The organism is Acinetobacter sp. SWBY1, from assembly GCF_002946595.1.
Taxonomy (GTDB): domain Bacteria; phylum Pseudomonadota; class Gammaproteobacteria; order Pseudomonadales; family Moraxellaceae; genus Acinetobacter; species Acinetobacter towneri.
Genome location: NZ_CP026616.1, coordinates 1,981,588 through 1,993,674, shown reverse-complemented (window position 1 = coordinate 1,993,674; position 12,087 = coordinate 1,981,588). Strand labels below are relative to the sequence as shown.

General features: G+C 42.6%; 10 protein-coding genes. 3 read left to right on the top strand and 7 right to left on the bottom strand.

From position 1 onward, the window contains the following. Nucleotides 1-67: 67 nt before the first annotated feature. Nucleotides 68-1,426 (top strand): MFS transporter, encoded by a 1,359-nt coding sequence (locus C3Y93_RS09685; protein ID WP_104852774.1) that lies wholly within the window; start codon nucleotides 68-70, stop codon nucleotides 1,424-1,426. Nucleotides 1,427-1,618: 192 nt separating this feature from the next. Further along, entirely contained in the window at nucleotides 1,619-2,788 is a 1,170-nt protein-coding gene (locus C3Y93_RS09680; protein WP_104852773.1) for a PQQ-dependent sugar dehydrogenase, read from the top strand. Nucleotides 2,789-3,212: 424 nt separating this feature from the next. On the opposite strand, the gene C3Y93_RS09675 is transcribed toward C3Y93_RS09680, so the two are convergent. From C3Y93_RS09675 to ribF, 4 genes are all read right to left on the bottom strand, one after another. Continuing rightward, nucleotides 3,213-3,695: an FKBP-type peptidyl-prolyl cis-trans isomerase gene (locus tag C3Y93_RS09675; protein WP_004974037.1), complete on the bottom strand. Its 483-nt coding sequence runs from the start codon at nucleotides 3,693-3,695 to the stop codon at nucleotides 3,213-3,215. Continuing rightward, entirely contained in the window at nucleotides 3,688-4,227 is a 540-nt protein-coding gene (lspA, locus tag C3Y93_RS09670) for a signal peptidase II (protein ID WP_104852772.1), read from the bottom strand. Before lspA ends, C3Y93_RS09675 begins: the two co-directional genes overlap by 8 nt. Further along, nucleotides 4,220-7,066 (bottom strand): isoleucine--tRNA ligase, encoded by a 2,847-nt coding sequence (gene ileS / locus C3Y93_RS09665; RefSeq protein ID WP_104852771.1) that lies wholly within the window; start codon nucleotides 7,064-7,066, stop codon nucleotides 4,220-4,222. The genes lspA and ileS overlap by 8 nt, the downstream gene beginning before the upstream one ends. Nucleotides 7,067-7,132: 66 nt before the next feature. Next, nucleotides 7,133-8,134, bottom strand: a complete 1,002-nt coding sequence (gene ribF / locus C3Y93_RS09660) for a riboflavin biosynthesis protein RibF (RefSeq protein ID WP_104852770.1) — start codon at nucleotides 8,132-8,134, stop codon at nucleotides 7,133-7,135. A 206-nt stretch (nucleotides 8,135-8,340) separates the two neighbouring features. On the opposite strand from ribF, the gene C3Y93_RS09655 reads away from it, so the two are divergent. Beyond that, entirely contained in the window at nucleotides 8,341-8,907 is a 567-nt protein-coding gene (locus C3Y93_RS09655; protein ID WP_004974047.1) for a hypothetical protein, read from the top strand. A gap of 80 nt (nucleotides 8,908-8,987) precedes the next feature. Here C3Y93_RS09655 and C3Y93_RS09650 read toward each other — a convergent pair whose 3' ends face one another. From C3Y93_RS09650 to C3Y93_RS09640, 3 genes are all read right to left on the bottom strand, one after another. Next, on the bottom strand, nucleotides 8,988-9,665 hold the full coding sequence (locus tag C3Y93_RS09650; RefSeq protein ID WP_104852769.1) for a TetR family transcriptional regulator C-terminal domain-containing protein: 678 nt from the start codon (nucleotides 9,663-9,665) through the stop codon (nucleotides 8,988-8,990). 418 nt (nucleotides 9,666-10,083) lie between these two features. Beyond that, a complete protein-coding gene (argA, locus tag C3Y93_RS09645; RefSeq protein WP_004974049.1) occupies nucleotides 10,084-11,430 on the bottom strand; it encodes an amino-acid N-acetyltransferase in 1,347 nt (448 codons plus the stop codon). A gap of 145 nt (nucleotides 11,431-11,575) precedes the next feature. Next, a complete protein-coding gene (locus C3Y93_RS09640; protein WP_004974051.1) occupies nucleotides 11,576-11,959 on the bottom strand; it encodes an RcnB family protein in 384 nt (127 codons plus the stop codon). Nucleotides 11,960-12,087 lie beyond the last annotated feature (128 nt).

Sequence of the window (12,087 nt, the reverse complement as noted above, 5' to 3'; positions counted from 1 at the left end):
TATACAAAAGTGAATAACTATTCATTTTTTATAAAATAAAAAGCTCACAATTGGAGGTGAGGGAAAAATGACAGCAACAACAATGAATGTGAATGCTGTAGTGGATCAAGCAAAGTTTAAACCTTTTCATTTAAAAATTGTACTTTGGTGCGTATTTGTCGTTATTTTTGACGGTTATGATTTGGCGATTAACGGTGTGGCTTTACCACTACTGATGCAAGAATGGAATATGACGGCTGTACAGGCAGGTATGCTTGCGAGTACGGCACTGGCAGGCATGATGTTTGGCGCCATGCTGTTTGGCATGTTGGCAGACAAAATTGGCCGTAAAAATGTCATATTAATTTGTGTGACGTTATTTAGTGGCTTTACTTTTTGGGGCGGCTTTGCATCCAACCCAACAGAGTTTGGTATTTTACGTTTTATTGCAGGTTTAGGGATTGGCGGGGTATTGCCTAACCTCGTGGCTTTAACCTCTGAATATGCACCACAAAAAATGCGTAGTACCTTAGTTACCACCATGTTCAGCGGCTATGCCGTGGGCGGCATTATGGCAGCCTTACTTGGTGCATGGTTGACGCCTAGCTTTGGCTGGGAAGTGATGTTCTATATTGCGGGATTACCGTTACTTATTTTGCCTTTATTGTGGTTTTTCTTACCAGAATCTTTAACTTTTTTGGTGAAAAAACAGCAACATGAAAAAGCGCGTCACATCGTCCAGCAAATTAGCCCACAAGAAAATATCAGCCCACAAACACAATTTGTATTAAATGAAGTACAAACCGCAGATGCCTCAATTGCAGCCTTATTTAAAAATAACAGTGGCATGAGTACTTTGCTGTTTTGGTGCTGCTTCTTTATGTGTTTGTTGATGGTTTATGCTTTGGGCAGTTGGTTGCCAAAACTGATGATGGCAGCAGGTTATTCGCTGGGTAACAGTTTAATGTTCTTAATGGCGATGAACATTGGTGCTGTGATCGGAACCATCAGTGGCGGGATTTTAGCAGACCGTTTCCACTTAAAACCTGTGATTATTGGCATGTTTTTATTGGGCGCATTCTCTCTAGTGGGTCTAGGCTTTAATTCACCACAGCCTGTGATTTATTTATTGGTGGGCTTAGCAGGTGCTTCTGCCATTGGCAGCAGTATTTTATTATATAGCTTTGTTGCTCAGTATTATCCACTTACGATTCGTTCTACAGGTATCGGCTGTGCTTCTGCAGTGGGGCGTGTCGGTGCGATTGTAGGCCCTATTATTATTGGCGTACTTTTGGGCATGGATTTACCACATAAAATGAACTTTTTGGCGGTGGCGATTCCTGCAGTGATTGGTGCAATTGCAGTAGCACTGATTCGTTTACAAAGTACATCACAGGTGGTGAGTGAGCCAAGCGTGGTTAAAAAAGCCAGCCGATCTTATAGTTAATTGATCGTTAGTGTTTTGGGACTTTGAAATTAAGGAGCATTGCTCCTTAATTTTTTTGCCTATTCACTTTGTAGAAGATTTAAGTAAGAAAGTGTGTATCGCTACATTTCTACTGTGCACGAGGTACATTTCATTGATTATGATGTCTTGATTAGCACAAGCAAAGATTGAATGAATAGAGGAGCAATTAGGATGCTCAAGATAAATCGGCAATACTATGGATTTATATGTCTAGTTGTATTGGGTTTAACTACAGGGTGTAATGCGCAAGTTGAGCCGAAACAGAACACGGCTGCTTTAGAGTCAAAATCAACTTCTGCACAAAATTTACAACGCTATCAAATACAGCCAATTGCAGATTTTAATGAGCCGTGGGCATTGGCAGAATTACCCGATGGACGCCTATTAATTACAGAAAAAGCGGGGAAATTAAAACTTTTTGATCCAAAAACAGGTCAAAGCTTAGATGTTCAAGCTATCCCTGAAGTCGCCTATGGCGGACAAGGTGGTTTGGGTGATGTCATTTTAGATCCTGAATTTCAACAGAATCAGCAGATTTATTTAAGTTATGCCGAAGCGGGTGCGGGTGGTTACGGTGCAGTCGTGATTCGGGGCAAGCTTGTATTAGATGCCAAACCCACGCCAAAACTCACCCAAATTCAAAGAATCTGGCAGCAAGTGCCGAAAGTATCGGGACAGGGGCACTATGCGCATCGTATAAAGTTTGGTGCAGATGGCAAATTGTGGATAAGTTCTGGTGAGCGACAAAAGTTTGAACCTGCTCAGGATTTAAAATCTAATTTAGGCAAAATTTTGTGTCTAAATGCAGATGGCACAACCCCTTTAGACAATCCATTTCAAACACATGGAGAGATTGCCAAGCAAGTCTGGAGTTTGGGGCATCGCAACCCTTTAGGCATGGCATTCGATCCCGCAGGGCAGCTTTGGGTTGCAGAAATGGGACCTAAAGGTGGCGATGAGTTGAATCTGATTGTCAAGGGCGAAAACTATGGCTATCCACTGGTGTCGAATGGTGATCATTATAATGGGTTGCCCATTCCAGACCATGCAACTCGTCCTGAATTTACAGCCCCTGTTCTGGATTGGACGCCAGTCATCTCTTCCTCAAGTTTGATGTTTTATACGGGAGATGTATTCCCACATTGGAAGCATAAAGCGATTCTTGGTGGTTTATCTTCAAAAGCAATTATTGTGGTGGATACGCAAGCACAGTCTGTTCGGGAGTTACAGCGTATCGAGATGGGTCAGCGGATTCGTGGCGTACTTCAAGCACAGGATGGCAATATTTGGGTGATTGAAGATGGTCAATCTGCCAGATTGCTTAAATTGGTGGCTCCATAAAATAAATTTCTTCAGGTCTAAACTTATTTCAAAGTAGGACAAAAAACAAATAGAAAAAAGCCCCAACATCATGTCGGGGCTTTTTCAGATTTATGTTTAGGTATTACTCCTGTTATACCTTTCAGCGTCCTGCCGTTATATTATTTATTATTGTTATTCTTGCTTTTAGAAACATCCTGTTTCTGTATGTGTTAAATATAAAATGAAAGCTGATCTTTGCCTAGCGTCAATTTTCTGCAGTGCATGTAAGCTAAAACGTACAACGATATATCGGTAAAATATAGATCAATAAACTGGATTTATTTAATTTTAAGTATTTGATTATATTTAATAATTATCTTATTCAATAAAAAATCTCCCAAATTCATTTTCTTGTACTTGGGAGATTTGAACAGCAGAAAGATGCAGTAAGTATGCAAATTGATTACATCAACTTAATACCTTGTTGTCCTGCTGGGGTCACTCTAAAGATTTCAACTTCAAAGGTAATATTTTTACCCGCTAAAGGGTGGTTAAAGTCTACTTCAGTCACATCATCGTTGACAGATTTCACCACGCCATAGAGGCTTTGTTTGGCTTTATCTTCAAATTCAATCATGTGTCCTTCAACTGGATGTTGCTCAAATTTAACCGTATCAAAAGTTTGTACGTTTTCAGGATTCCATGGACCAAATGCTTCTTCAGGTGGAAGACTCACGGTACGACGGTCACCTGCACGTAAACCAAATAATGACTTTTCAAAACCAGGTAATAGGCTGCCATCGCCCATGACCAAACTTACAGGTTCAGCGCGGCTACGGGTGTTGTCAATTTCTACACCATTTTCAATGGCGACAGAAAAGTGCAATTCGACTTTTGAGCCATCTTCAATACGAGTTTCATCATTTGGATTAATAATTTCAGTCATGTTGCGCCTGCGCTCGTTCAATTCGGTGCTTTTCTAGGAAAAACGTATCAATTAACAGCAGAATGGTGCCAAGTGTGATGGCACTGTCTGCAATATTAAAGGCAGGGAAGTGGCTGTTGTTGTAGTACACGTGAATAAAATCGACCACGTAGCCAAGACTGACCCGATCAATTAAATTCCCAATCGCACCGCCTAAAATCAAGGCAATCGCCAAAGGCAGTACGATGACATTTTTTGGCATACGCATTAGCCAAAATACAAAAATTACAGACACTAAACCTGCCAGTGAGGTAAAGAAATAACGTTGCCATCCACCTGCATCGGACAAGAAACTAAAGGCAGCGCCATAGTTATGCAGTAAAGTCCAATTCAAAAAGGGCAATACAGGCACTGGATCTGCGTAATTCAGATGCGATACTGCAATCCATTTGGTCCATTGGTCGAGAATAATCGCGACAATGGACAAGCCCACCCACCATAAATTATGTGGATAGAACTGGAGTAAGCCCTTTTTGTGTTGTGGATTAGGCATATTTTCTCTCTTCGCCTTGACCTGTTGGAAGGTTGATAATACAACGTGAGCACAAACCTGGATGTGCAGAATGTGTATTCACATCAGGGAGTACATGCCAGCAACGTACGCATTTTTCGCCATCTGCTGCAGAAACTTTCACGTTCAAGCCATCTAAATCAGAGGCTTCGCCTTGTGCAGCATCAAAGCTATTCACAATCACTTGTGAAGTAATCAGAACAAAACGCAGCTCATCGCCTAGTTTATCCAATACGGCTTTGAGTTCGTCATTCGCCCAAAGCTCAACTTTAGCAGACAGGTTGGAACCAACGGTTTTGGCAGTACGTGCAGCTTCAATGAATTTATTGACGGCAGATTTAACTGCAATTAGGGTTTGCCATTCCGCTTCTGCCAAGATGTTGGCTTCAGAAGCCACTGGAATGTCATACCATTCTGCAGTGAAGACATATTTTTCTGATTGCTCAGGAATGAGTGGCCATGCTTCTTGTGCCGTAAAGCTTAAGATTGGTGCCATCCAGCGAACGAAAGCCTGAACCAAGTGATACAAAGCAGTTTGTGCAGAATGACGTGCTTGCGAGTCTGCTTTGGTGGTGTACTGACGGTCTTTGATGATATCGAGGTAGAAACCACCCAAGTCATTAATACAGAAGTTGGTCAGCGCACTGGTTACGATATGGAAGTTCATATCTTCATAGGCTTGCTGAATGGTTTTCTGTACTTCTGCGGCACGTTGCAGGATGTATTGATCCAGTGCAATCAACTGATCTACAGGCAGTGCATCTGTAGCGGGTTTGAAGCCATTTAAGTTGGCCAACAAGAAACGCAAGGTGTTACGGATACGACGATAACCGTCAGAGGCACGGCTAAAGATTTCCTTACCTGCGGTCATTTCATAGCGATAATCCGCCGATGCAATCCAGAAGCGTAGGCCGTCTGCACCCATGTCTTTAATAATGTCTTGTGGGGTAATAATGTTACCCAACGATTTCGACATTTTGCGACCTTTTTCATCCACCACAAAGCCGTGTGTTAACAAGCCTTTATATGGTGCGCGTTCATTGATTGCAATCGAGGTGAGTAATGAAGATTGGAACCAACCACGGTGTTGGTCTGAACCTTCAAGATATAAATCGGCTGGGTCTTGCAACTCTTCACGCTCACGTAGTACGGCGTAGTGGGTCGTGCCTGAGTCGAACCATACGTCTAATGTATCGCGTACTGCATTGTAGTGCTCGGCATCATCACCAATGAAGTCTTTGGCTTCACGGTTGTACCAGCCATCAATCCCTTCTTGCTCGATCAGTTTTGCAACGTCTTCAATCAATTCAGGTGTACGAGGGTGTAATTCGTTGGTGTCTTTGTGTACGAAGAATGGAATTGGCACACCCCAAGTACGTTGACGTGAAATACACCAGTCTGGACGGCCTTCAATCATGGCTTGAATACGGTTTTTACCCCAATCTGGCACGAAGCTGATCTCATTTTCGATCGCATTCAATGCACCTTGACGTAAACCTTGGTTATCCATGCTGATAAACCATTGTGGTGTCGCACGGAAAATAATTGGAGTTTTATGACGCCAGCAGTGTGGGTAGCTGTGTTTGATTGGGTGATGTGCCCACAGCTTATTGCTTTCTGCCAAAGCCGCAATAATTTGTGGGTTGGCTTTGTAAATGTGCTCGCCTGCAAAAATTGGTGCGGTTGGTAAATAAACACCATTGCCACCAACCGGATTATCGACTTTTAGGTTGTATTGTAAACCGACTTTATAGTCGTCCACACCGTGACCAGGTGCGGTATGTACTGCACCGGTACCGCTGGCAGCGGTGACGTGTTCACCTAAAATGACAGGTACTTGACGGTCTTGAATTAGTGGGTGTTGCAAGATCAGGTTTTCAAGTTTGTCACCAGTAAAGTCTGCCAACACTTCATAGCTGTTAAAGCCATAGCGTTCAGTTGCAGACTGTACTAATTCTTTGGCTAAAATAAAGTTTTGTGCTGCTTTTTCATCGCTACGTGCTTTTACCAATTGATATTCAATTTCGGCATGCAAGGCAACAGCTTGGTTAGCAGGCAATGTCCACGGTGTTGTGGTCCAAATCACGATATCTGTTGCATCGGTAATTTGAACGCCCAAACGTGCAGATAAATCGGCTAAATCAACAACAGCAAAACCGACATCAATCGCATCGGATTTTTTATCTTCATATTCAACTTCGGCTTCTGCCAGTGCAGAACCACAATCTAGACACCAATTCACAGGTTTTAGACCAGGTTCGATATGGCCTGCTTTAGCAATCGCACCGAGTGAACGTACGATGTCGGCTTCTTGCTTGAAGTTCATGGTGAGGTAAGGATTGTCCCAATCACCAAATACACCCATACGCACGAAGTCTTTTTTCTGTAATTCGACTTGGGTGTAAGCATATTCGCGACAGGCTTTACGGAAAGTCGAAGCATCGACTTTTACACCCACCTTACCCACTTTTTCTTCTACTTTAAGTTCAATTGGTAAACCGTGACAGTCCCAACCCGGAACGTAGGGTGCGTCAAAACCATCCATGACACGGCTTTTAATAATAATGTCTTTCAGGACTTTATTGACCGCGTGACCCAAGTGAATTTGACCATTGGCATACGGAGGGCCATCGTGAAGCACATATTTTTTCTTGCCAATACGCGATGCACGAATCTGCTGATAAATGTTGTCGGCATACCACTCTTCTAACCATTTCGCTTCACGTACTGCGAGATTTGCTTTCATTGCAAATTCAGTACCTGGGAGGTTTAGCGTGGCTTTATAATCCACTGCATTTTCAGGAGTTTGCTTATCGCTCATGCAAGTTGTCTTCCAGTTGAATCAGCCCATGGACTGACGCGTTTTACATTAAATATTTAGGGTAAATTAAAAAGGGAAATTTGGATGATCTTGTCGAAATTCAAGAAGTTTTTCAACATCATCATCAATTCCCGCTTTGAGTGCTTCAAGCGAAGGGTAATTTTTTTCGCCATGTAAATAGTTTAAAAATGTGACCCGCATTAATAAGCCATACAGATTAGCAGAAACATTGGGGAAATGTACTTCTAATCGCCATTCGGGCTGTACTTGTTGGATGGCTGGGCGCGTACCCACATGTCCTGCACCAAACAGACTGTTCGGGCTGTAGCCTGCAACACCCGTTTTATCGGGATGATCATGTTTGACTTTTTCACTTAAAGCGGTGGTTTCACACACCACTTCAACGCCATAAATGCCATTTAAGCAGGGTTTATGGCGGTTTAAGCGCACATTAATGGTTGGAAAATCAAGTGTGCGACCAATTTGATCGCCATATTGGACGCGCCCTGTAATGCTATATGGGCGTCCAAGCAGTTTGGCTGCCAGTGCCAAATCGCCTGCTTGTAAAGTTTGACGAATACGGGTTGAGCTAACACGCTCACCATTTAGTTCAATGGTGTTTAAATTGGTGACCTGAAAGCCATAGTTGCGCAAAAACTCGCTATTGCCTTGGCGGTTTTTACCAAAATGGAAGTCATCACCCAAGACCAAATGCGAGGCATTCAGGGTATCTTTTAAAAGTTTTGCAAAGGCTTCGGCGCTTAAACTGCGGAAATGATTGTCAAATTTCGCTACTGCAATGTAGTCGATGCCCAATTCAGTCAGATATTCGACTTTTTCCCGCAACGAGCTGATGCGTGGTGGAGCATCGTAACCTTTAAAAAATTCCAGTGGTTGAGGTTCAAACAGCATCACCACGGTTTTGAGTTGTTGCATAGCAGCAACTTCTTTGAGCTGTTGAATCATCGCCTGATGACCGACATGCACACCATCAAAATTGCCAATGGTCACGGCAGTTTGAGCTAAGTCGGTGGTAGAAGATAAAGCATTCAGGCGGAGCAGCTGCATGGTCGAATGAAAGTTGAAAATTTGTAAGAGCTATATATTGCCATATTCTCGCGCTTTCGTCTTGTTGTTGTGTTTTTAACCTGAAAAATTATCGAAAAATCAGGCAAAATCCGACAATTTAATCTGCAAATCGCAATCGGGTTTGCACCGCATTCAAATTTCTTTTCTAATGGGGCGGTTTTAATGAACTGCACGAGTAGATGGCTATGAATTCTGATTTTGCTTTAATTATGGCATTGCCCAGTGAGTCTAAAGGCTTGTTTGAGCAAGCTGGGATTCAGGTGCATTACAGTGGCATTGGTAAAGTGAATGCCGCATTTAAAGCCTTTGAAGTGATTCAGAAAACAGGCTGTAAAACCTTGCTCAATTTAGGCACTGCGGGCAGCTCCCATTTTGATGCGCATGCTTTGGTGGAAGTGAGTCAGTTTGTACAGCGAGATATGGATGTTTCACCGTTGGGTTTTCAGGTGGGGGTGACGCCTATGGATCAGGAGCATCCTGCAGAAATTGAGCTGGAACGCTATTTTGAGCATTTACCTAACGGAATTTGCGGTACAGGCGATAGTTTTGAAACGGGGACACCGAAAGTGCCGTGTCAGTTGGTTGACATGGAAGGCTATGCGATTGCCAAAGTCTGTAAAAAACTAGGCGTGCGCATGTTGTCGGTCAAATATATTACCGATGGTGCCAATGATACGGCACATTTAGACTGGGAAGAAAACTTGTTGCTAGGCGCACAAAAATTATTATCGTTATATCAAAGTGTTAAGTAATACAGTTGCCCAAAACGCCACGACCCGAGTAAAAACTAGGGTCGTGAGCTAAATTCGGATATTTGTTCAGGTTGGCGCGATTATTCTTGCGCTTCCTGTGCTGGTTCAGCCGTGACAACAGTTGCTTCTGTAGCATTGATTTCGTCCTGACGAGGCACAATACCGTACAACATCATGTGAACCGTGTGTTGTAAAACGCGTTGCAGCATACTGCGGTTACGCAAGGTTTTACCTGTGACCATTTCCATTTGTGTGGCAAAGTCAGCATAGTTTTGGGTAATGGCCCAAATATTCAAAATGAGCAGTTCAGGGTCAATCTGTTTCGACAGTTTGCCTTGTTCTTGCCACATGGTAATGACTTTGGCTTTGCGTTTTACCAGTTTTTTCAGAGGACCTTTTAAAATTTCCTGAATATGTGGCGCACCTTGAATCACTTCTAAAGCAAATAGACGTGATGCTTTCGGTTGAGTACGGGAAACCTCAATTTTCTGTAACAGATAATTGGTAATCGCTTCTTCTGGCTCAAGTTCGGCTTCAAGCATTTGTAAAGGCGCAAGCCATTTTTGTAGTACTGTGGTCAGTACTTCAACATAGAGCGCCTCTTTATTTTCATAATAATAGAAAATATTCGACTTATGCATTTCTGCAATTTGTGCGATTTCATCCAAACTTGCACCGCTAAACCCGTATAAGGAAAATACGTCGAGTGCAGCATTGAGAAGCTGATGGCGTTTTTGTGTACTCTTTTTTTGTTCCATTCGTAATTTTAAAACAATGAAAAAAGGGAATTATTAATTGTACGGCAAATCATCAGGCTTGTGCATCCTTTAAAGATGTATTTTTAAAATATTTTTAGTTTATTCTGTAGCTTAGCTATTAAATCCGTTAAAAGCATAGTTACAGAGGGGGAGTATCTTGCTTTTGTATTTTTTGACTGAATGAATAAGTTTTTTGAATTTTTTATATAAATGATAAAAGTAAAGTTTCTTCCTGCCTTGCATCAATTTTATTTAAAAAAACTAAACAGTGGTGTGAGTGCTGCCAATTTTGATCATCCCTACACTGTCGTGCTGACAGGTATAGGTGTGATGACCTGATTTAATCGGCAGCATGTTCCACGTGAAACATTTCTGGGTTTTGATTGTGCTGTGTCATTCAGCGTACCAAAAGTTTCGCTTAGAGCCGTTTTTTACACACAATTGAGTTGCGTTGATAGTTATATAAAGCCTGACGTGCATCGGGTAAATCATCGACACTGGCAGGTGCAAAGCCCTGTTCTAAAAACCAGTGTGCGGTGCGAGTGGTTAAAATAAATAATTGCTGAATACCCATGGTTTTGGCTTTATCTTCTAAATAATCCAGAATTTGGCGACCACGGTTGGATTTACGATAAGCAGGATGCACCGCGACACAGGCAATTTCGGCCGACTTGAGTTCATGACCTGTGGTCGGAATGGGGTACAAGGCGGCACAGGCGAGAATCATGCCGTCACGTTCAATCACTGCAAATTGTCCAATTTCATTTTCCAGACGCTCACGTGAACGATATACCAACACGCCTTCTTCTTCTAAAGGACGTAATAAACGAATCAAACCGCCTACATCCTGAATATTGGCCGTACGCACTTCTTCATAATGTGCATCACTCACCATCGTCCCTGAACCATCACGGGTAAACAGTTCTTCGAGTAAAGCACCATCGTAGGCATAGGAAATGAGATGTACCCGATGTACGCCGTTTAATGAGGCATCTTGGGCTGCATTTAAGTGTAAAGCCAATTCAGGATGATGTCGCTGAGCATCTTCAATATATGGATTTAAATGTTGCGGATGAACTTCACGTTGCAATTGACCTTCGGCATTCTGCAAACCGTGCTGCGCGCCTAAGAAAATCAGTTTGTCAGCTTTTAATTGAATGGCAGTTTTAGTTGCCACTTCTTCAGCCAACAAGTTAAACACTTCACCTGTGGTGGAATAACCTGTTGGACCGAGCAACACAATATTATGATTTTCTAAATGGCGTTGAATGGCATCGACATCTACAGTGCGGACTTCGCCAGTCAGTTGATAATCGACCCCATCACGAATGCCATACGGTTTGGCGGTGATAAAGTTACCCGACACCACATCAATCCGTGCGCCGTACATAGGGGAGTTAGCTAGCCCCATCGACAATAAGGCTTCAATTTGCAGGCGAATTGAACCGACAGCATTCATGACACACGATAAAGATTCACGAGTGGTGACACGACGTTGCAAATGAAACGGTGTATCAATTTGGCTGAATTTTAAGTTTTGATTAATTTGTGGACGCGCACCATGTACCAAAATCAAACGAATACCAAGCGAGTGTAGTAGGGCAATATCATGAATAATGTGCTGAAAGTTTTCATGCAAAACCGCTTCACCATCGAACATAATCACAAAGGTTTTATTGCGGTGGGCATTGATATAAGGCGCAGAATGTCTAAACCAATGCACATATTGTAAGGTTGTGCTGTGCGGGTTTTCAGTTGGAGTCATTCGTTGGCCTGCTGTAATGATCGATGGTGCTGTCTTTGATTCTAATCAAAAAATTCTGCAGCGGAAGACTAAATATAAAAAAACACCTGAATGGTGCTTCAGGTGTTGTGGAGAAATGCTATTTTTCAGCTCAGGCTGAACGGTTTTAGCCAATAATACGAATAATACGCTGGGTGCGCTCATTAATCAGCACATAGTCACCGTTGACTTTATACCACTGCTGATAACGACCTGTGTTGGGTAAACGACGTGCTTCACGATCACTGACTTTGTAGCGGTTCGCATCATATCCGCGTGGGAGGTTTTGACCTACACGCCAGTCACGACTTGGATTCACGCGTTTTTGATCATAACGCTTTTGTTCCCACTGTGCATGATGACGTGGATTGTCCCAACGCTTGTCGTGATGTTTATAGGTGGCACTCGCTTGATGACGACGATCATCATAACGATGGTCGGGTGCTGCCATGGCCGATGTTGCCATGATTGCGCTTAAAGACAGTGCTAAGGTGCTGAGTAATTTTTTCATGGGATTTACCTTCAGTTTTAAATATGGGTTGATGTGTCCAAATTAATCAAATACTCAAGATAAACGATGGTGGAAATTGAGGTGAATTGTGAATTTTATGGAGAAAACAAGGAGAGCCCGAGCGGGAT

Bases quoted from the DNA above. Each gene is read 5' to 3' on its own strand.
- lspA (WP_104852772.1), bottom strand. From the start codon at position 4,227: ATGCCTAATCCACAACACAAAAAGGGCTTACTCCAGTTCTATCCACAT.
- C3Y93_RS09655 (WP_004974047.1), top strand. From the start codon at position 8,341: ATGAATTCTGATTTTGCTTTAATTATGGCATTGCCCAGTGAGTCTAAA.
- C3Y93_RS09640 (WP_004974051.1), bottom strand. From the start codon at position 11,959: ATGAAAAAATTACTCAGCACCTTAGCACTGTCTTTAAGCGCAATCATG.
- C3Y93_RS09685 (WP_104852774.1), top strand. From the start codon at position 68: ATGACAGCAACAACAATGAATGTGAATGCTGTAGTGGATCAAGCAAAG.
- C3Y93_RS09675 (WP_004974037.1), bottom strand. From the start codon at position 3,695: ATGACTGAAATTATTAATCCAAATGATGAAACTCGTATTGAAGATGGC.
- ileS (WP_104852771.1), bottom strand. From the start codon at position 7,066: ATGAGCGATAAGCAAACTCCTGAAAATGCAGTGGATTATAAAGCCACG.
- C3Y93_RS09680 (WP_104852773.1), top strand. From the start codon at position 1,619: ATGCTCAAGATAAATCGGCAATACTATGGATTTATATGTCTAGTTGTA.
- ribF (WP_104852770.1), bottom strand. From the start codon at position 8,134: ATGCAGCTGCTCCGCCTGAATGCTTTATCTTCTACCACCGACTTAGCT.
- argA (WP_004974049.1), bottom strand. From the start codon at position 11,430: ATGACTCCAACTGAAAACCCGCACAGCACAACCTTACAATATGTGCAT.
- C3Y93_RS09650 (WP_104852769.1), bottom strand. From the start codon at position 9,665: ATGGAACAAAAAAAGAGTACACAAAAACGCCATCAGCTTCTCAATGCT.